At 30.0% G+C, this 21,368-nt stretch carries 23 protein-coding genes; 11 read left to right on the top strand and 12 right to left on the bottom strand.

The genetic code is table 11. The features are described from left to right. The first annotated feature begins 603 nt into the window (after window positions 1-603). Together GQS58_RS04145 and GQS58_RS04150 are read left to right on the top strand one after the other, a co-directional pair. On the top strand, window positions 604-1,014 hold the full coding sequence (locus GQS58_RS04145) for a GreA/GreB family elongation factor (protein WP_166383134.1): 411 nt from the start codon (window positions 604-606) through the stop codon (window positions 1,012-1,014). A gap of 9 nt (window positions 1,015-1,023) precedes the next feature. Then, the gene (locus GQS58_RS04150; RefSeq protein ID WP_166383136.1) at window positions 1,024-1,374 is read left to right on the top strand and encodes a hypothetical protein; all 351 of its coding nucleotides are present in this window, start codon (window positions 1,024-1,026) and stop codon (window positions 1,372-1,374) included. 266 nt (window positions 1,375-1,640) lie between these two features. On the opposite strand, the gene GQS58_RS04155 is transcribed toward GQS58_RS04150, so the two are convergent. From GQS58_RS04155 to GQS58_RS04165, 3 genes are all read right to left on the bottom strand, one after another. After that, complete coding sequence (locus GQS58_RS04155) at window positions 1,641-3,182, bottom strand: acyl-CoA carboxylase subunit beta (protein WP_166383138.1); 1,542 nt, start codon at window positions 3,180-3,182, stop codon at window positions 1,641-1,643. 239 nt (window positions 3,183-3,421) lie between these two features. Next, window positions 3,422-4,873, bottom strand: a complete 1,452-nt coding sequence (accC, locus tag GQS58_RS04160; protein ID WP_166383140.1) for an acetyl-CoA carboxylase biotin carboxylase subunit — start codon at window positions 4,871-4,873, stop codon at window positions 3,422-3,424. Window positions 4,874-4,965: 92 nt separating this feature from the next. Beyond that, window positions 4,966-5,451, bottom strand: coding sequence for an acetyl-CoA carboxylase biotin carboxyl carrier protein subunit (locus GQS58_RS04165; protein WP_166383142.1), 486 nt, complete (start codon window positions 5,449-5,451; stop codon window positions 4,966-4,968). Window positions 5,452-6,051: 600 nt separating this feature from the next. On the opposite strand from GQS58_RS04165, the gene GQS58_RS04170 reads away from it, so the two are divergent. Together GQS58_RS04170 and GQS58_RS04175 are read left to right on the top strand one after the other, a co-directional pair. Then, complete coding sequence (locus GQS58_RS04170; protein ID WP_166383144.1) at window positions 6,052-7,818, top strand: ABC transporter ATP-binding protein; 1,767 nt, start codon at window positions 6,052-6,054, stop codon at window positions 7,816-7,818. A gap of 239 nt (window positions 7,819-8,057) precedes the next feature. Then, window positions 8,058-8,825 (top strand): DUF6503 family protein, encoded by a 768-nt coding sequence (locus GQS58_RS04175; RefSeq protein WP_166383146.1) that lies wholly within the window; start codon window positions 8,058-8,060, stop codon window positions 8,823-8,825. Between the two features lie 113 nt (window positions 8,826-8,938). Here GQS58_RS04175 and GQS58_RS04180 read toward each other — a convergent pair whose 3' ends face one another. The 5 genes from GQS58_RS04180 to GQS58_RS04200 all read right to left on the bottom strand — a co-directional run bounded on the left by GQS58_RS04180 (window position 8,939) and on the right by GQS58_RS04200 (window position 12,768). Further along, a complete protein-coding gene (locus GQS58_RS04180; RefSeq protein ID WP_166383148.1) occupies window positions 8,939-9,463 on the bottom strand; it encodes a nuclear transport factor 2 family protein in 525 nt (174 codons plus the stop codon). Between the two features lie 29 nt (window positions 9,464-9,492). After that, entirely contained in the window at window positions 9,493-10,218 is a 726-nt protein-coding gene (locus tag GQS58_RS04185; protein WP_166383150.1) for a head GIN domain-containing protein, read from the bottom strand. Between the two features lie 94 nt (window positions 10,219-10,312). Beyond that, window positions 10,313-11,977: a PspC domain-containing protein gene (locus tag GQS58_RS04190; protein ID WP_166383152.1), complete on the bottom strand. Its 1,665-nt coding sequence runs from the start codon at window positions 11,975-11,977 to the stop codon at window positions 10,313-10,315. After that, window positions 11,970-12,314, bottom strand: coding sequence for a PadR family transcriptional regulator (locus GQS58_RS04195; RefSeq protein WP_166383154.1), 345 nt, complete (start codon window positions 12,312-12,314; stop codon window positions 11,970-11,972). The genes GQS58_RS04190 and GQS58_RS04195 overlap by 8 nt, the downstream gene beginning before the upstream one ends. Window positions 12,315-12,333: 19 nt before the next feature. After that, window positions 12,334-12,768 carry a DUF4870 domain-containing protein gene (locus GQS58_RS04200; protein WP_166383156.1) on the bottom strand — a complete coding sequence of 145 codons (435 nt, stop codon included), beginning with the start codon at window positions 12,766-12,768 and terminating at the stop codon, window positions 12,334-12,336. A gap of 232 nt (window positions 12,769-13,000) precedes the next feature. Here GQS58_RS04200 and GQS58_RS04205 point away from each other — a divergent pair, with 232 nt between their 5' ends. Beyond that, window positions 13,001-13,456, top strand: coding sequence for a DUF4442 domain-containing protein (locus tag GQS58_RS04205; protein WP_166383158.1), 456 nt, complete (start codon window positions 13,001-13,003; stop codon window positions 13,454-13,456). A 163-nt stretch (window positions 13,457-13,619) separates the two neighbouring features. Here the strand turns inward: GQS58_RS04205 and GQS58_RS04210 are convergent, their stop codons facing one another. After that, complete coding sequence (locus GQS58_RS04210; protein WP_166383160.1) at window positions 13,620-13,766, bottom strand: hypothetical protein; 147 nt, start codon at window positions 13,764-13,766, stop codon at window positions 13,620-13,622. 273 nt (window positions 13,767-14,039) lie between these two features. Here GQS58_RS04210 and GQS58_RS04215 point away from each other — a divergent pair, with 273 nt between their 5' ends. Beyond that, window positions 14,040-14,876 (top strand): TIGR00266 family protein, encoded by an 837-nt coding sequence (locus GQS58_RS04215; RefSeq protein WP_166383162.1) that lies wholly within the window; start codon window positions 14,040-14,042, stop codon window positions 14,874-14,876. Between the two features lie 18 nt (window positions 14,877-14,894). On the opposite strand, the gene prmC is transcribed toward GQS58_RS04215, so the two are convergent. From prmC to GQS58_RS04230, 3 genes are read right to left on the bottom strand one after another with little or no spacing between them, the layout of a single operon-like run. Further along, a complete protein-coding gene (gene prmC, locus GQS58_RS04220; protein WP_166383164.1) occupies window positions 14,895-15,758 on the bottom strand; it encodes a peptide chain release factor N(5)-glutamine methyltransferase in 864 nt (287 codons plus the stop codon). A gap of 7 nt (window positions 15,759-15,765) precedes the next feature. Further along, entirely contained in the window at window positions 15,766-17,190 is a 1,425-nt protein-coding gene (gene cls, locus GQS58_RS04225; RefSeq protein WP_205860380.1) for a cardiolipin synthase, read from the bottom strand. A 4-nt stretch (window positions 17,191-17,194) separates the two neighbouring features. Continuing rightward, window positions 17,195-17,686 (bottom strand): GNAT family N-acetyltransferase, encoded by a 492-nt coding sequence (locus GQS58_RS04230; protein WP_166383166.1) that lies wholly within the window; start codon window positions 17,684-17,686, stop codon window positions 17,195-17,197. Between the two features lie 52 nt (window positions 17,687-17,738). Between GQS58_RS04230 and GQS58_RS04235 the strand changes: the two genes are divergently transcribed. The 5 genes from GQS58_RS04235 to GQS58_RS04255 are packed head-to-tail and all read left to right on the top strand — an operon-like array spanning window position 17,739 to window position 21,339. Beyond that, window positions 17,739-18,197 (top strand): LEA type 2 family protein, encoded by a 459-nt coding sequence (locus GQS58_RS04235; RefSeq protein WP_166383168.1) that lies wholly within the window; start codon window positions 17,739-17,741, stop codon window positions 18,195-18,197. 39 nt (window positions 18,198-18,236) lie between these two features. Further along, window positions 18,237-19,265 (top strand): bifunctional diaminohydroxyphosphoribosylaminopyrimidine deaminase/5-amino-6-(5-phosphoribosylamino)uracil reductase RibD, encoded by a 1,029-nt coding sequence (gene ribD / locus GQS58_RS04240; protein ID WP_205860381.1) that lies wholly within the window; start codon window positions 18,237-18,239, stop codon window positions 19,263-19,265. Continuing rightward, on the top strand, window positions 19,258-19,869 hold the full coding sequence (locus tag GQS58_RS04245) for an HAD-IA family hydrolase (RefSeq protein ID WP_166383170.1): 612 nt from the start codon (window positions 19,258-19,260) through the stop codon (window positions 19,867-19,869). Before ribD ends, GQS58_RS04245 begins: the two co-directional genes overlap by 8 nt. Continuing rightward, window positions 19,866-20,729 (top strand): EamA family transporter, encoded by an 864-nt coding sequence (locus GQS58_RS04250; protein ID WP_166383172.1) that lies wholly within the window; start codon window positions 19,866-19,868, stop codon window positions 20,727-20,729. The genes GQS58_RS04245 and GQS58_RS04250 overlap by 4 nt, the downstream gene beginning before the upstream one ends. Window position 20,730: 1 nt before the next feature. Beyond that, complete coding sequence (locus GQS58_RS04255) at window positions 20,731-21,339, top strand: IMPACT family protein (protein ID WP_166383174.1); 609 nt, start codon at window positions 20,731-20,733, stop codon at window positions 21,337-21,339. The last annotated feature ends 29 nt before the right edge of the window (window positions 21,340-21,368 follow it).

The raw sequence follows: 21,368 nt of genomic DNA on the forward strand, positions 1-21,368 counted from the left end.
GATAATTATGGTTTTCAATAATAATAGTTTATGTAATACTTGTGTTCATAAAATAGACTGTAGTTTAACATCAAATAAAAATGCTATTTGGTCTTGTAGTGAGTATGAGAAAAGGGATTTATTAGAAACAAATACAATATCAGATTTTAGCTTTTAAGTAAGTGAGAAAGAAATTGAACTCATTTAATTATAAAGATATTGAGTGTGGAAATGTAAAAAATAAGCTAGCTAAATTAGGTTTAAGAAAACGTTTTAAAGTAGTTTCTGAGTCTATTTAATTAGTAAAAGGAAACCCTAATGAAACAATATTTGATATAACCAATATTGAACCTACTTTTCATATTCCTTTAGGGATGGAGAGTGAAGGTGTCTTTAAAAATAGTATTGTTATAACTCCAAGTATTTTATATTATTCTGGAGGTATTTTAGATGGTTATTTTTAATGTCTTCATATTAGGCTTAATAGACAAAAAGGAAAAGTATTAAACGTAATTAAAGATAGGCAAATAGATTTATGTTCTGCAGCCTAACTTTTGGTAACAGAAGTATTAGAAAGAGTGTATGTAAAACGTGGTGTTTTCCATAGAATTAAATTTTGAAAAAATGAAGTATGGTCAGTTAATTATAGAAGAAAATGAGTTTTTAATACTAGAAAAACTCTTAAATTTAAACAAAGTAGTAGAATCAAAAACGGTAAAAAGTCATATTTTAAAACTACAAGAAGAATTAAGAAATGTAACCAAAGTTGTAACGGAAAAAGAAATGCCTTTAGATGTAGTTAGGCTTAATTCTTTAGTTACAGTTTGTTCTTTAGATGGTTTATGGGAGAAAACTTTTGAGTTGGTTGTACCTTCCAAAGGGAACATTTTAGAAAACAAAATATCATTATTGTTACCTATGGGTACTGCAGTTTTAGGGTATGCCAAAGATGATTTAATTTTATGGGATTTTCCAGGAGGCTTAAAAGAATTAAAAGTTTTAGAAGTAATGCAGCCAGAAAGTATAACAAAATAAATAATAATTATGCAGATAAATAATGAACAAACTGAAAATCAAATAATTCAAAAACGTAGTCTAAACGAAGTAAATAGATGGATGTTAGATCTGAATGAAATTTCACAAGAATGTAATGACCTTGAAAGGAATAGTCTAGACGGAGATCTTTTAAATAAAGAAGTTTCTACTATTATTGAGAATAACAAGAAGATACATCGTACACTTTTACAATATAAAAATGACTTAGATAACCCAACTGAATGTATTGATTTAGCGTGTGATTTATTTTTTTACAAAGAGCATAAAAAAAATAGAAATTTATTTATAGAACATTTTAATGATTATAAAAACTTGAAAAAGGAATATGATTTAATTTAATTATTGTTAAGTTAGTTTTTTTGTAGGTGGCTCCAAATTAGATTTGGAGCTGCCTTTTTTTATTTAAAAAAAACTACAAAACGAATACTTTTAACTTCAGCACTTAGTTTCTTTAGAAAAACATTGTTTATAGGATTCTCAAAAAAAGTGGATATATTTTCTTTCTAAACCAATTCATATTATAAAAATTGAGGGAATTTATATCTTAGATACTGAATTACTAGTAATAAACTGATTGTGCCATCTTTTACCACATAAAATTGATGTTATAGTGGGATGTTTCCATGCTTACGATCTGGTCTTACTATTTCTTTATTTTCTAGCATAGAAAAAGCTTTTATTAATTTTCTTCGGGTATCTTTTGGCAGAATTACTTCATCTATAAAACCACGTTGAGTAGCACTATAAGGGTTGGCAAAATGGTCGGCATATTCAGCTTCTTTTTCTTTCCATTTTGCATCTGGGTTTTCTGCGGATTTAATTTCGCGTTTAAAAATAATTTCGGCTGCTCCTTTGGCACCCATCACTGCAATTTCTGCACTTGGCCATGCAAAATTCATGTCTGCTCCAATGTGTTTAGAGTTCATAACATCATACGCGCCTCCATAAGCTTTTCGGGTAATTACAGTAACTCTTGGCACGGTAGCTTCGCTAAAAGCATAAAGTAATTTTGCTCCGTGTACAATAATACCATTCCATTCTTGGTCTGTTCCGGGTAAAAAACCGGGGACATCTTCTAGTACTAAAAGCGGAATATTAAAAGCATCACAAAAACGGACAAAACGGGCTGCTTTTTTTGAGCTATTTACATCTAATACTCCAGCCAAAAACTTTGGTTGATTGGCTACAATACCAATACTTCTTCCACCTAACCTAGCAAAACCAACTATAATATTTTCAGCATAATCTTTATGTATTTCATAAAAAGAGTCATTGTCAATTATTCCTGATATTACGGTATGCACATCATATGGTTTATTGGCATCTAAAGGAACTATTGTTGATAGTTCTTCCCTAATTTCATCCTCTAATTTAAAAGGCAAAAGGGCAGGAGTTTCTTTATTATTTTGAGGTAAATAACTTAAAAGTTTTTTAATGTCTTCTAAACACGCTACATCATTAGAAGACGTTTTATGTGCCACTCCAGATTTAGTAGCATGTGTACTTGCACCACCTAATTCTTCACTAGTTACTTCTTCATTAGTAACTGTTTTTACTACACTGGGACCTGTTACAAACATATAACTTGTATGTTCTACCATAATGGTAAAATCTGTCATTGCAGGTGAATATACCGCACCACCAGCACAAGGTCCCATAATTGCGGATAACTGCGGAATGATACCCGAAGATTGTACATTTTTGTAAAAAATATCTGCATAACCACCAAGGGAACGAACCCCTTCTTGAATTCTGGCACCACCAGAATCGTTTAAACCAATTATTGGTGCTCCAACCTTTAGGGCTAAATCCATTATTTTGCAAATTTTTTCTGCATGTGTTTCTGATAAAGAACCTCCAAAAACTGTAAAATCTTGTGCAAAAACATAGGTTAATCTTCCATTAACGGTTCCGTAACCAGTAACTACGCCATCTCCATAAAAGATTTGGTTTTCCATGCCAAAATCTTTCGTTCTATGTGTAACTAAAGCTCCAATTTCTTCAAAAGAACCATCATCTAATAAATACATAACGCGTTCTCTGGCGGTTAGTTTTTTATTTTGATGTTGCTTATCAATTTTTTCTTGTCCGCCTCCTAAATAAGCGAGAGCAATTTTTTCGTTAAGGATTTTTATTTTTGATTCCATTATTGTGTTTGTTTTCTTGCAAAGACGCAAAGGCGCAAAGTTTTGCTAGTTGTGTTGTGTGTTTTTTTTCTCGCAAAGGCGCAAAGACGCAAAGGTTTGTGTTGTTGTTGTTGTTGTTGTTGTTGTTGTTGTTGTTGTTGACTATTTTTGAATTACTTTTATATGAAATAATAATTTACACGTCTAATTTTTATTTTTTTGAATACTGCGACTGCGACTGCGACTGCGACTTAATACTGCTACAGCCTACTAGAAACAGGTATTCTCAATAACTTTTTATCTTCTAAATACTTTTTCACTGCAATAATTGCGGCAATTCTAGCTTCTTCTTTCTGCTGATTTTTTATAGCTTCAGGAGAATAGTGTTTTTTAACAAAATGGGTATCAAAATTTCCAGAGCGAAAAGCATTGTGCTTACATACAAAACGTCCAAAAGGTAAAGTAGTTTCAATTCCTTCTATTTGATAATTTTCAATGGCAGTAATCATTAGCTCAATGGCTTCTGCTCTTGTTTTTCCGTAGGTTATTAATTTAGATAACATGGGGTCGTAATAAATAGGAATGTCCATGCCTTGTTCAAATCCATTATCTACACGAATATTTTTGCCTTCGGGTAATTTGTATATTTCTAAATTCCCTACGCTTGGTAAAAAATCATTTAAAGGGTCTTCTGCATAGACACGCAACTCTAATGCGTGTCCGTTTATTTTTAAATTTTCTTGGGTTATAGGCAAAGCTTCACCACGAGCAACTCGAATTTGTAATTCCACTAAATCTGTATTTGTAATCAATTCTGTTACCGGATGCTCTACTTGTAAACGTGTATTCATTTCTAAAAAATAGAAATTGTGTTTTTCATCTAATAAAAACTCAACTGTACCGGCACCTAAATAATCGCAAGATTTTGCTACTTTAATTGCAGCTTCTCCCATTATTGCTCTTAACTCTGGGGTTAAAACAGTAGAAGGAGCTTCTTCAATTACTTTTTGATGACGGCGTTGAATACTGCATTCACGTTCAAAAAGGTGTACAACATTGCCGTGTGCATCTGCCATAATCTGAATTTCAATATGTCTTGGTGAGGTTACATATTTTTCTATAAATACAGACCCGTCTCCAAAAGCAGAAGTAGCTTCGCTAATAGCTCTATGCATCTGCGATTCAAATTCGGCATCATTTTCTACAACACGCATTCCTTTTCCTCCGCCACCGGCAGATGCTTTAATTAAAATAGGAAATCCTATTTCTGTGGCTATTTTTTTAGCTTTTGGAATGTCTGTAATGGCTTCTTCCGTGCCAGGAACCATAGGGATATTATATGCTTTTACGGCTTCTTTTGCAGCCAATTTGCTTCCCATTATTTTTATAGCCTTAGATTTTGGACCAATAAATATGATGTTGTTTTTTTCGCAAGCTTCTGCAAAGTTGGCATTTTCAGATAAAAAGCCATAACCAGGATGAATGGCATCTACATTTAAATCTTTAGCAACTTCAATAATTTTATTGCCTAATAAATAAGATTTATTGGAAGGAGCTTCACCAATTAAAACAGCTTCATCTGCAAAACGAACATGAGGTGCATTTCTATCTGCAGTAGAGTACACAGCAACTGTTTTTAGGCCCATTTTTTTTGCAGTTCGCATGATACGAATGGCAATTTCTCCTCTGTTGGCTATTAAAAGTTTTTTCATATAATATTTATTGGTTTTATGAAAGATGGTAATCATAGAAAGGTTGATACCTACAAGGTTTTGAAAACCTTGCAGAATAAAAAAAATCTTATTTATTCAAATTCAACTAATAATTGATTCTTGTCAACCGCCTCTCCTTTAATAACTGAAATAGATTTTATAATTCCGGCTCTTGGCGATGTTAACGCATTTTCCATTTTCATGGCTTCTAAAATTAAAAGGGTATCATCTTCTTTTACTTCCATACCAACTGAAACGGTAATGTCTAGTATTAACCCTGGCATGGGTGCTTTAATTTCGTTGATTTCTTTTGTAAAACCAATTTCGAACCCCATTTCTTTAATGAGGGTATCTAGTTCGTTCTGTATGTTAATATTATAAACTGTATTATTTACTTTTACAGAATATGATTTCTCCTGAAAATTGGCTTTTGTAATTTCAGTTTTGTAAGAAACATTATTATGTAGTACATGAAATTCGGAATCTGAAACCTTTAAGACATCTAGATTTAAAACCGCTTTTTGGTCAATCTTAAAATCGAAGGTGTTGTTTACTGCTACTTGATAGGTGTTTTTCACTTTTTCAGAATTTGATTATTGTAAATATATGTTTTTTAAAGTTTTCTTTTTAAGTGGTTTATGTAAAACTTGGTGAAATGATATTGTTTTATGATAAAAAATACTGATTTTTTATTGATGCGTACTATTTTTAAGAACTAGTTTTAAAGTGTTTTTTAGTATTGATGAAAATTTAAAAACAAGAAAATCAAAATTAAATATAGAGGTTGTTTTTTGTTTTGCGTTAGGGATAGAAGCGGCATCCTTTTTTATTTTTTATAAAAAAGATATAGCGAATAGCCCGACCCTTTTGGGGAACGCCCTAAATATGATGTTGAAATAAAAAAAGGAATCGTTTTATATTACTACCATTGATTTATAGGGTGTTTGATGATTTATAGGGTGTTTGAAAAAATAAATTTATTTTCAACTTAAATTTATTTTAGAATTTTAGGAAGGTTAAGCTGTGTTCAATTAAGATACTCAAACAAGTTCTGTAAGACAATGTTTATTACTTTTTAGACTGCAACTTTTGTTTGTTGTAACTTTGCAAGTATGTCAGACTTCAACTTAATGGCATGTAAATTGAGCAATAAATTTCTCTACATTTTAAAATAAATTATGCAACATTATAAAGAATCTAAAAAAGATAAAACAAAACCAAAAGTAACCTTAAAACAAGCTTTTATAACCATTATTTGGCCAAGAAGAAATTTGGTATTTTTAGGATTAATTTTAATAATTATTAGAAGTTTATCTGGCTTTATACTGCCAATGCAGAGTAAGGTTTTAATGGATGAGGTGATACCTAATAAGGATTATAGCCAGTTATACAACTTAATTTTTATTGTTATTGGAGCCATTTTTGTGCAAGCAGTAACTTCTTTTTTATTGACAAAAGTATTGAGTATTCAGGCGCAATATTTAATATCAGAATTAAGAACACAGGTGCAAAAGAAGGTTTTGTCTTTACCAATCAGTTTTTTCGACAATACAAAATCTGGCGCATTGGTTTCTAGAATTATGAACGATGTAGAAGGTGTAAGAAATTTAATAGGTACTGGTTTGGTACAGTTAATTGGAGGTTCGTTTACGGCAATTTTAACGTTGGTTATTTTGTTAAAAATGAATGTTTGGATGACTGTTTTTACATTTGTGCCGTTATCTATTTTTGGAATAATCGCCTTAAAATCATTTAAATATATTCGTCCGATTTTTAGAGCACGAGGAAAAATTAATGCAGAAGTAACAGGACGTTTAACAGAAACTTTAGGCGGAATTAGAGTAATAAAAGCCTTTAATGCAGAAGAACAAGAAAGCAAAATTTTTGAAGAAGGTGTTGATAATATATATCAGAATGTTAAAAAAAGTATGACTGCAACTGCTATTATGACTAGTTCGTCTACCTTTTTAATTGGTTTGGCAACTACCGGAGTGATGGGAATTGGCGGTTATTATATGATACAAGGCAGCATGACTTTTGGAGATTTTATTCAGTTTACATTCTTGTTAGCATTTATGGTGGCGCCAATTGTACAAATGAGCAATATTGGTAGCCAGTTAACCGAAGCTTTGGCAGGTTTAGATAGAACCGAAGAATTAATGAACATGGCTGCAGAGGAAGATGATGAAAATAGAAAGGTTGTTTTAGAAGACTTAAAAGGAGAAATTAATTTTGATAATGTTTCTTTTTCTTATGAAGAAGGAAAGAAGGTAATTAAAAACATTAATTTTAATGTGCCTGCGGGTTCTGTAACGGCTTTGGTTGGTAGTTCTGGTTCTGGGAAATCTACTATTGCTGGTTTATCTGCAACATTTTTAAATCCGGAATCGGGTACCATTACGATTGATAATAAAGATATGTCTAAAATAAAGCTATCTAGTTATCGTAAATATTTAGGTGTTGTTTTACAAGATGAGTTTTTATTTGAAGGAACAATTAGAGCAAATATTCTGTTTCCAAGACCAGATGCTACAGAAGACGAATTACAAAATGCTGTAAATGCAGCCTATGTAAATGAGTTTACAGATCGTTTTGATGATGGTTTAGATACTTTAATTGGAGAAAGAGGCGTGAAGCTTTCTGGTGGGCAGCGTCAGCGTTTGGCTATCGCTAGGGCGATATTAGCAGATCCTAAAATTATTATTTTAGACGAGGCAACGTCTAGTTTAGATACCGAAAGTGAGTCTTTAATTCAGAAAAGTTTATCAAAATTAGTAAAAGACAGAACTACGATTGTGATTGCACATAGATTGAGTACTATTAAAAAAGCAGATCAGATTTTAGTGATAGAAGCGGGTAGTATTGCAGAAAGAGGTACGCATGATGAGTTGATTGCTGCAAAAGGCAGATATTATGATTTGTATACGTATCAATCTAAAATATAAGATAGAAATTAGTGGATAACAATCTTACTGTCTGTTCGAGCGCAGCGCAGTCGAGAACTAATTGATTTTCAAAATAGGTTTCGACTGCGCTCAACCTGACATTTTTCTTAAATTTAAGAGACTATAATTTATGCAAATACCTATTCATTTATAATTTAACATTTAAATACCTCTCCTTTTGTAAAGAATTACAATAAAAACGACTCTTAAAGTATCGAATTTAAATATATCATCGAATTATGAAAAAAGTACTTTTATTGTTAGTTGTAGTTATTGCTATTTCTTGTAAGAATGAAGCTAAAAAGGAGGTTAAGGAATTAGTACAAAAAGTTGAAGTTAAAAAAGAAAGTTTTCCGGAAGAATTAGGGAACGTTTTTGAAGCTCACGGCGGAATTGACACTTGGAGAAATGCTGAGGTTTTATCCTTTAAAAAAGGAGATGAAGTACATACAATCAATTTACAATCTCGTGTAAATGTAATTAATGCGCCTAATTATTCTGTAGGTTACGACGGAGAAAATGTTTGGTTAGACGAAGCAGAAGAAGGAACTTTTAAAGGTAACCCTGCTTTTTATCATAACCTGTTCTTTTATTTCTATGCAATGCCTTTTGTATTAGCGGATGAAGGTATTACGTATGAAAAAATTGCACCTTTAACTTTTGATGGTGTAGATTATCCTGGTTATAAAATGTCTTTTAAATCTAATATTGGTAGTTCTCCTGATGATAATTATAAGTTGTATTTTAATGCAGAAACTTATAAAATGGAATGGTTAGCATACACGGCTACATTTATGTCTAAAAAACCAAGTGATAAGTTTAATATCATTAAATATGGTAAATGGAATAATGTAAACGGATTGATTTTACCATCAGAAATTACTTGGTTTAAAGTTGATGAAAACGGTGTGCCAACAGAACCAGCAAGTCCTGCAGCAGTATTTACAGATGCAGCAATCAGTAAAAATAATTTAACAGATTCATTTTTTGAAAAGCCAGTAAAATAAATTATAGTATATAAAAAAGTAAGCGTCGTTTTTTACAAAACGACGACTTACCAAGTAAACTAATAAAACCAAGTATTAGTATAAATATTAGAAGTTAGCTTTCTAATAAATTGTTATTTGGTATAAGGTTGGTGATTATAACTCAGCACCCTTTTTAATTTCCAAATCTTATTTTCTAAAATCCAAAGGTGTGTAAAATCTGCAATTCCAACAGTTTTTAATACACCTTTTTGTTTTTGTTGAAACGTGTGTTTTCCTTTTTGAATAGCGCCATAAATAATGCCATTATTGTTTAATTGATGTACTTCTAAAGAATTATCAACTAATTGTCTGGTGTTATTTCCTGGGTTAGTACATAGGTTCTTTTTAATAACATCAATAAATTGTTCCTTATTTTGGAGACCTCCAACATCATGATAGAATTCAAAATTATCAGCAATAATTGGGGTTAGTTTTTCAATTTCACAATTATTAAACGCTCTTTCAAATAGAATACTATCTTTATCTTTTAATGTTTTAAATAAGTTTGAATTTGTATCAACTTGTGCATTTAAAACAAAGTTGTAAAACAACATCGCTAAAAACAGTACTACTTTTATTAAAATAGATTTTCTAAAAGGTTCTAAAAAAGAGTCCATAGTTTGGTTGCTTACTTAATTAAAGTTAATTATTTTTTTGAAATACTTCCGCCCGAAGTTGTTTTTTTATCAACTGTTTTTGGGTTTCCTTTAAAATCAATATCTCCACCACTAGTTGCTCTAGCTTCTAGTTTTTTTGATGCAAAAATATTAATATTAGCTCCACTAGTTACTTTAGCTATGGTGTTTTCACTTTCTAATTCATAAGCATCTATAGAACTTCCGCTTGTTGCGTTAGAAGCATGATTTATTGTAATTCCGTAAATATTAATATCAGACCCACTGGTAGAATTTGTTTCTACACTTGTTGCGTTTACCTTAATATTTATATCTGCACCGCTTGTAGCTGAGATAGAAATTTCATCAGTATCTATAACTTCTTTTCCATATACATCACTTCCACTTGTGGCTATTAAAAGAGTTAAATCTTTAATGGTAACATGTACTTTTTTGGCTTCTGCTCTCCAAATTCCTTTATCAGCATATATTTTTAATATACCATCTTCAACTTCCGTAATAATAATATCGTGTAAATTTTCATCAGCTTCTACAGTCACTTTATTGTTAGAACCTTGGGTTATGTAGACATCTAAACCTGTGCTTACTTTTATTCCAGTAAATTGATCTGCAATTTTTCTTGTTTTGGTAATTACATTTTTATTTCCATTAATTCTATTTATCATATCTACATTACAAGATGTAAAAAGAGTTGTTATAAATAGAATTGCGATAATTTTTGATACTGAATTTTTCATGAGTTTGGATTTAATTAGATTGTAAATTTCTTTTAATAGACGCTTAAAATCAATGATTGGTTACTCAATTGTTGTTTTTTTTGGTTGAATTGTATTAAATAACTTCTTCTGCATCTAAATCATCTACACAATCTGTACATTGTAAGGTTTCATCGGTCATTTTAAAATGATGATTCACCATATCTTTGTCATAAATATCTGTTTGATTCTCTACGTCATTTAAAAAGTTTTTTACAGAATGATCAAAATAAACAGTGCTACCTTTAGGTATATAAACTGTTATATTAATTTCTTCATCTTTCCAAATATTTTTAAAGTCAGACAAATAATAAGCATCTAAAACAATGGTATTATTGATAATTTCAAATTTATATTCAATTTTTTCAGCATTTGCATTTGCACTATTTCTTGTTTTTCCAGAGGATTCTTTTTCAAGAATTATATATCCCTCATCTGTATTGCTTTTTTTAACATCAACGCTAACATTATTAGAGTATATTTTATTTGTTCCGTCTATTTCAACCTCTTGTATACGAGAACTTCTCTTTAAATTATGTTTATAATAGATTTCATCATTATTGACCATTTTTAAAGAGACGGTATCATTTTCTACAATATTTAATGATGATTTTTTAACAAATTGGCCATCATTTACATGAGAGGTTCCGTATTCTATTCCTGTAAAAATCATGGTTAATAAAGCGATTACCCAAATACCTAAAAGGGTTAGTGATGTTGGCTTGCTTATTTGTTTTATACTACTAGATAATATGCGTAAACCCAGTACAAATAAGATTAAAAAAGGAATACCTATTAATAAAAAAGCAGCAAGTGTTAGTGCCCATTTTGGTAAAATAGCATCATAGAAAAATGGTGGATATTGTAAAAACTCGCCATTAACATTTAATACTTCTAAACTTCCTATTGAAAACCCACCAATAATTAGTGATAAAATAACCGCACCAGCAATAAATACCAGTAGAATTCCAATAAACTTACCAATCACTTTAAAGAATACCAGAATAATCTTGCCTATAGTGTTGATGAAATCTTGTAATCCGTTATTTTTTTTTGTCTTTCCCGAAAAAGTCTTATTCATTTTTTCTGAAAACTCATTGGCTCCGTCTTTAAATTTCTCTGATGCTTTGTTGGCAAAATCAGCTACATTTTCAGAAACATTTGTAAACTCTTCACGAATCTTTTTTTCGATATTATCGATGTTTACAGGTTCACCTTCCATCTGTAGTTTTTCTGCCGTAGTTTTAGCTTCTGGCAACAAAATCCAAAGGATAATGTATAAGATTACTCCAAAACCAGCTCCGAAGAAAAGGGCTAACAAACCAAGACGAACCCAGATGGTATCAATATCAAAATAATGAGCAATACCAGAGGCAACTCCACCTAAAAATTTATCCTCACCATCTCTAAATAATTTTTTTCCGGTAGTGTTATTTCTAGTGTAAGAATAATTAGCGTCACTATATTCTTCTTCGGCACCAGCATAATCTTCTGGTTGGCCCATAATTTTAATGATATCTTCTATATCACCTTCATTAATAACCTGTCTTGCGTCTGTTATTTTTTCTGATAACAATTCGCTAATACGTGCTTCTATATCTGCAATAATCTCATTTTTTCCTTGTGGATCATCGCTTAACGATCTAGAAATAGATTCTAGATATCGCTTTAATTTCTGATAGGCAACTTCATCTATGTGGAAGAAAAATCCGCCTAAATTTATGTTGATTGTCTTATTCATTTGTGGTTGGTTTTTTGCTGATTACTTGGTTAACTGCACTTACTAAATTGCTCCATGTTTTGTCTAATTCTTTTATAAATAGACCGCCGTTTTCTGTTAAAACATAATATTTTCTTGGTGGTCCAGAGGTCGATTCTTCCCATCTATAGGTTAATAAACCTGCGTTTTTTAAACGTGTTAATAAAGGATATATGGTACCTTCAACCACAATCATTTCTGCACCTTTTAGCGTTTTTAAAATTTCAGATGTATAAGCATCTCCATTTTTTAAGATGGATAAAATACAATACTCTAAAACACCTTTTCGCATTTGTGCTTTTGTGTTTTCTATCTTCATTTATTGTGATTTTAAATGATTATTTAATAAATTTTATTGTGAAAGGATATTTATAACTTTCTCCCTCTTTAGCTTTTAATGCTGCTATAATTATCAATGCAATTTTAATGATGCCTACAATTCCTGCTAGAGATGCAATACCCATAATTCCGAAGAAATTAAAAGTCTCAAAATTGATGTTAATATGATTAAAGTTGTTAAGATTATCGAAATTTCTAAAAATTGAACCAATAAAAACAGGAATAAAAGATAATGTCAAAATAAAAATATAGAGAGAATAACTGATATTAAAATTAATTGCTTCTTTGCCGTGTTTATCTAAAAAGCTACTTCTGTCTTTTAACGTTTGCCATGCAATTAATGGTGTAATTATATTACCAAAAGGAAAAATAAATCCTGCGAAAGCAGAAATATGTATTAAAAAGGCATTGGTGTTTTCGTTATTATGTTTCATAATTTATAAACTATATAATACTTTCTTATGCAAATATATGTCTTTAAGAAGGTATTATGCAAAGCATAGTACTGTTTATTTTTTTATTTAACATTTTGTTAACATTTTTTATTGTGGCATAAAATCAGTAAAAAAGGCTTGTAACTACTGTTTTTATTGAGTTTTTGTTTCGTTTATTTTAACTACCTTGTCAACTTTAATAGAAGTTTCTAAAATTAATTAAATATATAAAATGAAATTTACCCCAAGAAAAGTCAATCTTTTTAACCTTGTAAAATTGCCTTTAGCATATTTAGGAGGCGTAAGAGTGCGTACAATTACAGATACAGAAGTGGTAGTTTCTATAAAATATAGGTGGATGAATCAAAATCCGTTTAGAAGTATGTTTTGGGCAGCACAAGGTATGGCGGCAGAAATGCCAACAGGTGTCTTGGTAATGAAAGCTATTGATGATTCTAAAGTAAAAGTATCTATGTTAGTGACAAAACAAGAAGCGCAGTTTTTTAAAAAAGCTACGGGAAGAATTCTTTTTTCTTGTAAGGGAGGTAATGAAATTAGAGAGGCAATTAAAGCATCTATAAAGACGGGAGAAGGGCAAGTTATTGTTTTAACATCCGAAGGGAAAAATAAAGAAGGAGTGGTTGTTTCTAGATTTCAATTCCATTGGAGTTTAAGAGTGAAGAAATAGTTTCTTAGAAATGAATTTTAAAATGATTGATACATAAATTTGCATTATGTATTCATCTTAAGAAATGAAAAATCGAATAATAGTTACAGTTACGATGCTATTTTCTATTGAGTTACTAAGTGAAAAGAAACAAATTCAATCAGTAATTTTACGTTAATTGGTATTAGTCTTTCTTTTTGTATAGCTCAGGTCTTTCTTCATTATAATCACAATCTTGAAAAATACCACAAGATACATTTGTACGTGCTAATGGTTTTGAAGTTTCAAATTTCTTGTAAAAAGCTTCTATTTCTGGAGATAAATATTTCATAGTTTTTATTTTTAATATTAGATTTATTACTGTTTAACTTATCTGATATCAAAAGTAATATTTTTGTGAAAGGATAGAAATAATTAAAGGTTAATTTAGTGTTATTAAAACAATCTTTTACTTATTTACGCTAATTTTATAGAATAATTATTGTCTATAAATGTTGTTTTTGTTACTGGTATTTTTATTAAATTATAAAAATATAATAGGTGTTTTTGTAACAAAAACAGACTTAAATCATCTAATTAATATATAAACCTTAAAATAGCTATTATGTTTCAAGATAGAACCTCACAAAACTCATCAAATAAAAATGCACACGAAATAGATTACAGAATTTTTGGTGAAGAAATGCAGTTTGTAGAAATAGAGTTAGATCCGCAAGAAGGAGTTGTTGCAGAAGCAGGAACTTTTATGATGATGGATGACCATATTAAAATGAATACTATTTTAGGAGATGGTTCTAATCAAGAAACGGGTTTGTTAGGGAAGATTTTTTCTGCAGGAAAAAGAATCTTGACCGGAGAGAGTTTATTTATGACTGTTTTTACAAATGATGGAGTTGGAAAAAAACAAATCTCATTTGCTTCTCCATATCCAGGAAAAATTATTCCGATTGATTTAACGGAGTTTGGCGGGAAATTCATCTGCCAGAAAGATGCATTTTTATGCGCTGCAAAAGGTGTTTCTATAGGAGTAGAATTCTCTAAAAAACTAGGTAGAGGATTATTTGGTGGCGAAGGTTTTATTATGCAAAAATTAGAAGGAGATGGTTTAAGCTTTATTCATGCAGGAGGAACCATGGCAAAAAAAGTATTACAACCTGGTGAAGTTTTAAAAGTAGATACTGGTTGTATTGTTGGTTTTACCCAAGATGTAGATTATGATATTGAGTTTGTTGGCGGTATTAAAAACACCGTTTTTGGAGGTGAAGGATTGTTTTTTGCTTCGTTAAAAGGGCCAGGAACGGTATATATTCAATCTTTACCTTTTAGCAGATTGGCAGGACGAGTTTTGGCAATGGCGCCAAGAACAGGAAGCGGAAAACGAGGAGAAGGTAGTGTATTAGGTGGAATAGGAGATTTATTAGATGGTGATAATCGTTTTTAATAAGATCTAATTTTTATTTTAATATGCAGCTTTTATCATTCTATCATTACCAGAAAAATCTTTTTTTAGCTCTATATTTTTAAACCCTTTTTGTTGTAGCATTTCTACGGTCTCTTTTCCTAAATATTGATTGATTTCAAAAAATAACAATCCGTTTTTGGTAAGGTCTTGTTTTGCTAAATCTGCAATTTTTTTATAGAAAATTAAAGGGTTTTCGTCATCAACAAAAAGGGCCAAATGTGGTTCGTTTTGTAATACGTTATTATTGATTTCTACTTTTTCTAATTCTCTAACATAAGGAGGATTAGAAATTATGAAATCATAATTTTTAGGTAATTCTTTAGCTTTTAAAATGTCTATTTCTAAGAAAGTAATGTCAACTTTATTTAAAACTGCATTTTGTTTTGCTTTTTTTAAAGCTTCTGAAGAAACGTCAATAGCAGAAATAGAAACGTTATTTAAATTCTTAGCCAAAGAAATAGGAATACAACCAGAACCAGTACCAATATCAAGAATGTTTAAGTTTTTATCTTGATTCTTACTTCTTATTTCTAGAACTTCATTAACAACCCATTCTACTAGTTCTTCGGTTTCTGGTCTTGGTATTAAAGTGTTTTCATCTACTAAAAAGGGTAAACTATAAAACTCAGTTTCTCCTAAAATATACTGAATAGGTTCTTCTTTTTGAAGTCTTTTTACAATACTTTTTAATTCTGATAAAATACTTTCATCAATTAAAAAGTCTGGTTTTAAAACGGTGTCGATTCTTTGTAGGTTCAGTTTTGCTTCTATCAACAAAAAAAAGAAAGAATCAATTTCTGTTTTTGGATACATCGTTGATAATTCACTATTAAAAAAAATACGAAAATTTTGAAGTGTCATAGATAATTTATAATAAAGGGCTTAAAAATCTAGCAAGACGTTCAAGTGTTTTTTGTTTGTTAGATCTGTTTAAGAAATCTTCTAGAGTTACTTTGTTAGCTAAATTTTTTCTTTCGTTAAATTCAGTAGAAATTTCAGAGGTAATTACTTCATCAAAAATCAAAGCATTTAATTCGTAATTGTGTTCAAAGCTTCTACAATCAAAATTGGTAGAGCCGATAGAGGTAATTTCATCATCAATAAATATAACTTTACTATGCGAGAAATCGTCCCTTAAATAAATTTCTACTCCGGCTTTTAATAAACCTTCAAAATAAGAATACATACTATAGGTCGCCATTTTAGAGTCTGTAACTTTAGGCAATAATAAAGTAACTTTTACTCCGCTTAAAGCAGCAATTTTAAAAGCTTCTAAAATAGAATACGTAGGTATAAAATACGGGTTTAAAACACAAATACTTTTTTCTGCTAAATTAATAAGGCTTAAATATTGTTGCATTACAACCGGTTGTTTGTAATCTGGACCGCTAGAAACAATTTGCATTGTAGTGTTTCCTTCAGCGTTACAAACAGTGTTGTATTTTTCTTTCTGACTTAAATTGATATCGGTTGCGTAGTAATAATCTTTTAAAAAAGTGTCGTGTAAGTCTGCTACTGCACAACCAGATATTTGTACATGTGCATCTTGCCAAATACCTAAATTGGTGTCTTCTGTAATATATTCATCAGAAATATTTACGCCACCTGTAAAACCAATTTTATTATCTATAATGGCAATTTTTCTATGGTTTCTATAATTTAAAGAGAAAAGAAAACTTCCAAATTTAAAAGGAGTTTCTGGGTAAATTTCTACACCTATTTCTTTAAGATGTTGTATGGTTTTTTTGTTTAACGGAAAGCTTCCTATAGAATCGTATAAAACACGAACTTCTACATTTTCTTTTCGTTTTTCTTCTAATAAAGTAATTATGTTATTTAAAATTTCTCCATTTTCTAGAATATAATACTGTAAATGAATAAATGATGTAGCGCTTTTAATGGCTTTATAAAGTGCTTCAAAAGTTTCTTTTCCGCTTTTTAAAACAACAACATCATTATTTAATTGTAGTGGTAAATTTGTGTTATTAAAAATTAGATTAGATATTTTAGAGGCTTTGTGGCTCTTAAGTAAAGCTACATTTTTATTCTTTTCATTTTTGAGATTCTTTTCAATATAATCTTTCCTTTTTTTAGTTTCTTTAAGTTCAAAGTATTTTATTTTTCTTCTATTAATGCCGAATAAAATAAAAATAAAAACACCAATAAATGGAAATAAGAATGTAATTAAAATCCAGCTTAAAGATTTAGACGGTTTTACACCAAAATATAAAATATTGTAAAAAGCCCAACTAAAGAGTAAAAGGTGAACAGATAAAAGAATAGTGTAAATCAAAATTTTATAATTTTTTTAGCATCCAAACAGGGCAAGAATAATGTCCGGTATTTCCCATAGGCTTATCAAGATTTACAAAGCCATTCCTTTTGTACAATGCTTGTGCAGCATTCATATAAGGCATAGTTTCTAAATAACAATTTTCAAAACCAATTGTTTTTGCTTTTTCTAAGCAAGTATTTATTAATTTAGAACCCAAACCCTTTCCTCGTGTTATCGGTAAAAAATACATTTTTTGTAACTCGCACGTATTCCCTTCAAAATTATCTAATTGTGCAATTCCTACGCCTCCAACTACCTTGTTATTATGCTCTACAACATAGTAAAAAGAATTAGGTGTGTTATATTTTTCAAACATTAAATCTGTTGCTTTATCTTCGTAAGCAGTACCAATTTTTGGCGCACCCATTTCTAAAAGTACTTCTCTAATAACAATTGCCAATTGTGGGTTGTCTTTAGGTTGAATTTCTCTTATGATAAAATCTGAATTTGTCATTTATTACTGTATTTTTGCAGGAGCAAGTTACCTATTTTTTTAAAAATTGAACATGAAAAATCTTTTATATTTTATACTTTTCTTTACATTAATTACAAGTTGTTCTGTAAGAGAAAAACCCATTTTTATAAAGGTAGATAATGTAAAGGTAACTTCTTTTAAAGGAGATACTATTCGTTTAAAAGCAGCAGCTTTTTTTGAAAACCCTAATGATGTTGCTGGTGTACTTTCTACGGATGAAATTAAGGTAATTATTAATGGAGCGGAAGTTGCTCAGGTTTCTTCAGATGAATTTGAAGTGCCAGCAAAAAAGGAATTTTCTATTCCGTTAACGGTAGTTATTCCTGCAAGAAAAGTGTTTGACAATAACAAAAACGGAATATTAGGAGGCTTGTTAAATTCATTTTTAAATAAATCTATAAAAGTGCAATTTACAGGAGATTTAAAATACAAGGTTTTTGGGTATTCTAGTGTATATCCGATAGATCAAATTCAGGAAATAAAATTTTAATTTATAGTTATCGATCATAAAACTTACATAAAACGTTGTTTGCAAATTGCCAAAAACGGAATAGGTACTTCTCGTCCTAATCCTTCTGTTGGTGCAGTTGTGGTATATCAAAATAAAATTATTGGAGAAGGCTTTACATCTGCTTATGGTAGTAATCATGCAGAAGTAAATGCAATTAATGCCGTAAAAGACAAGTATCTTTTAAAAGAAGCTACTATCTATGTAACTTTAGAGCCTTGTTCTCATTTTGGTAAAACGCCTCCTTGTGCAGATTTAATAGTAAAACATCAACTAAAGAATGTTGTTATTGGTTGTATAGATTCTAATAGTTTGGTGTCTGGTAAAGGAATTGAACGACTTAAAAATGCAGGAATTAATGTTACTGTAGGTGTTTTAGAAGCCGAATGCAAAGCACATCACAAACGTTTTTTTACGGTTCAAAATAAAAAAAGACCTTATATTATTTTAAAGTGGGCGCAAACTAGAGACGGATTTGTTGCTCCTTTAACAAAAGATGAGCAGAAACCAGTTTGGATTTCCAATCCATACTCTCAGCAATTAGTCCATAAATGGCGAGCAGAAGAACACGCAATTTTAGTAGGGACAAATACGGTTATTGCAGACAACCCGAAGTTAAATGTAAGGAGTTGGACGGGGCATAACCCTGTTAGAATTGTTTTAGATCGTACTTTAAGAATTCCGAAAAACAGCAATGTTTTTGACGGAAGTGTAAAGACGATTGTTATTTGTGATAAAAAAATACTGAATAGCAATGGGTTTCAATCCCTTGAAATAATAAACATCATTTTTGAAGCAATTGATTTTCAAAATAATATAGCAAAACAAGTTTGCGATGTTTTACAAAAACACCAAATTCAGTCTGTAATTATAGAAGGAGGTAGTCAAACTTTACAAACTTTTATAGATGAAAATCTTTGGGATGAAGCGAAGGTTTTTACAGGAGAAACCACATTTAAAGTAGGAGTAAAGGCACCTGTTTTTAAGAAAGTAGCTAAAGAAGAACTAAACATTAAAACAGATGTTTTAAAAATATATTTAAATGATTAAAAATCTTATTTTCGATTTTGGTGATATTTTTATCAACCTAGATAAAAAACGTTTTGCAAAGGAATTACTAGATTTAGGAATTTCGCAAGAATCTGAAGCTAGTTTACCTATTTTAAATGAGTATGAAATGGGTTTAATTTCTACAGAAGAATTTGTTGCTTTTTTTGAAGCGAAATTTAACGTTCCAAAAGAAAAATTGGTAAAAGCATGGAATTCTATTCTATTAGATTTTCCAAAAAACCGATTAAAGTTTATTCAGGAATTAGCAGAAAGTAAAAAGTATAGATTATTTTTATTAAGCAATACCAACGATTTACATATTTCTTGGATTCAAAATAATGTTGGAATGGAGTTTTACAACTCCTTTAAAATTTGTTTTGAACAATTTTATTTAACCCACGAAATTCATTTAAGAAAACCGAATGTTGATATTTATGAATTTGTGTTGAATGAGAATAATTTAATAGCAGAAGAAACACTTTTTATAGATGACACTAAAGAAAATACAGTTTCTGCAAATACCTTAGGCATCCATACTTGGAATTTAATTCCTGGTAAAGAAGAGGTAACAGAGTTATTTGTTAAAAAGAAACTTTTATTTTGATTTATTTACTTTTCAGTGTTCTTTTTTCAACCTCACTATTTGTTATCTTTAAATATTTTGATATTTATAAAATTGATACTTTAAAAGCAATTGTAGTAAATTATTTAGTGGCTTTTGGTTTGGGGTTTGGTTTGTCGGAAATTACTTTTTCTTTGAATGAGATTCCTGAGAAACCATGGTTTTTTGGTGCTATTGTTTTAGGAGCTTTGTTTGTTTCTATCTTTTTTGTAATGGCAAATACAGCACAACAAAACGGAGTATCAGTAGCTTCGGTTGCAGGTAAAATGTCTGTGGTTATTCCTGTAGTTTTTGGCATTGTTTTATATGATGAATCTGTTACTTATTTAAAAATTATTGGTGTTTTAATTGCCTTAATTTCAGTTTATTTAGCGTCTGTTAAAGAAGCTAAGAATAGCTTAAAAAAAGCAGGATTATTATTTCCTATATTACTCTTTTTTGGTTCTGGAGCTATAGATACAACTCTTAAATATGTAGAAGTTAATTTTGTTCAGAAAAATGAAGCATCTCTTTTTTCTGGCAGTTTATTTGGTTTTGCAGCAATATTTGGATTGCTAATTTTATTAATTAAAACGATTCAGAAAAAAGAACCCTTTGAATTTAAAAATATAATTGCAGGTATTATTTTAGGAGTTCCTAATTACTTTACCATTGTATTTTTAATTAAAGCAATGCAAACAGCAGGAATTGAAAGTTCTACTTTGTTTACCATAAATAATGTATCTGTTGTAGTAGTATCTACCTTGGTTGGATTACTTTTATTTAAAGAAAAATTTAGTTTAAAAAATAAAATAGGAGTTATTTTGGCAATTGTAGGAATTGTTATAGTAACCATTGCTTAATATGTTAGAAGACGTTTATAAAACAATAGAAAAACCATCTGAAGAAACCCTTTTTAAAGAAAAAGGATCTAAGTTTTTTGGATATGTTTTTCCTGTTTTATCAGAAGAAGATGTAAAAGAACATTTAGAAGATTTAAGAAAGAAACATCATGCTGCACGTCATTTTTGTTATGCCTATCAATTAGGTATTGAAGATGTAAAATTTAGAGCAAATGATGATGGAGAACCTAATAATTCTGCAGGTTTACCTATTTATGGTCAAATACAATCATTTGAAGTAACGAATGTTTTAATTGTTTCTGTCCGTTATTTTGGAGGTACAAAATTAGGTGTTGGAGGTTTAATTTCTGCGTACAAAACGTCTGCTCAAATTAGTTTAGAAGCTGCTGATATTTTAGAAAAAACCATCAATATTTTTTATAAGTTAACTTTTGAGTACGATATGATGAATGCTGTACAAAGAGTTGTCAAAGAGAAAAATATTGAGATTACCAATCAAAAATTAGAAATGAATTGCGAGTACACCATTTCTATCAGAAAAAAAGATGCACAAGCAATTTATACTATTTTCGATACTTTATATAAAGTTGATATTAAAGAATTAGAGTAATAGTTTAGTTTAAGAAAAGCCTTTTTTTT

Source organism: Polaribacter sp. 11A2H (genome assembly GCF_011379025.1).
Taxonomy (GTDB): Bacteria; Bacteroidota; Bacteroidia; order Flavobacteriales; family Flavobacteriaceae; genus Polaribacter.

Coding starts and splice junctions, on each gene's coding strand:
- GQS58_RS04190 (WP_166383152.1), bottom strand. CDS start 11,977: ATGAATAAGACAATCAACATAAATTTAGGCGGATTTTTCTTCCACATA.
- prmC (WP_166383164.1), bottom strand. CDS start 15,758: ATGACACTTCAAAATTTTCGTATTTTTTTTAATAGTGAATTATCAACG.
- GQS58_RS04170 (WP_166383144.1), top strand. CDS start 6,052: ATGCAACATTATAAAGAATCTAAAAAAGATAAAACAAAACCAAAAGTA.
- GQS58_RS04185 (WP_166383150.1), bottom strand. CDS start 10,218: ATGAAAAATTCAGTATCAAAAATTATCGCAATTCTATTTATAACAACT.
- GQS58_RS04200 (WP_166383156.1), bottom strand. CDS start 12,768: ATGAAACATAATAACGAAAACACCAATGCCTTTTTAATACATATTTCT.
- GQS58_RS04145 (WP_166383134.1), top strand. CDS start 604: ATGAAGTATGGTCAGTTAATTATAGAAGAAAATGAGTTTTTAATACTA.
- GQS58_RS04235 (WP_166383168.1), top strand. CDS start 17,739: ATGAAAAATCTTTTATATTTTATACTTTTCTTTACATTAATTACAAGT.
- GQS58_RS04245 (WP_166383170.1), top strand. CDS start 19,258: ATGATTAAAAATCTTATTTTCGATTTTGGTGATATTTTTATCAACCTA.
- GQS58_RS04195 (WP_166383154.1), bottom strand. CDS start 12,314: ATGAAGATAGAAAACACAAAAGCACAAATGCGAAAAGGTGTTTTAGAG.
- accC (WP_166383140.1), bottom strand. CDS start 4,873: ATGAAAAAACTTTTAATAGCCAACAGAGGAGAAATTGCCATTCGTATC.
- GQS58_RS04155 (WP_166383138.1), bottom strand. CDS start 3,182: ATGGAATCAAAAATAAAAATCCTTAACGAAAAAATTGCTCTCGCTTAT.
- GQS58_RS04210 (WP_166383160.1), bottom strand. CDS start 13,766: ATGAAATATTTATCTCCAGAAATAGAAGCTTTTTACAAGAAATTTGAA.
- GQS58_RS04150 (WP_166383136.1), top strand. CDS start 1,024: ATGCAGATAAATAATGAACAAACTGAAAATCAAATAATTCAAAAACGT.
- GQS58_RS04180 (WP_166383148.1), bottom strand. CDS start 9,463: ATGGACTCTTTTTTAGAACCTTTTAGAAAATCTATTTTAATAAAAGTA.
- GQS58_RS04215 (WP_166383162.1), top strand. CDS start 14,040: ATGTTTCAAGATAGAACCTCACAAAACTCATCAAATAAAAATGCACAC.
- GQS58_RS04230 (WP_166383166.1), bottom strand. CDS start 17,686: ATGACAAATTCAGATTTTATCATAAGAGAAATTCAACCTAAAGACAAC.
- GQS58_RS04205 (WP_166383158.1), top strand. CDS start 13,001: ATGAAATTTACCCCAAGAAAAGTCAATCTTTTTAACCTTGTAAAATTG.
- GQS58_RS04255 (WP_166383174.1), top strand. CDS start 20,731: ATGTTAGAAGACGTTTATAAAACAATAGAAAAACCATCTGAAGAAACC.
- GQS58_RS04175 (WP_166383146.1), top strand. CDS start 8,058: ATGAAAAAAGTACTTTTATTGTTAGTTGTAGTTATTGCTATTTCTTGT.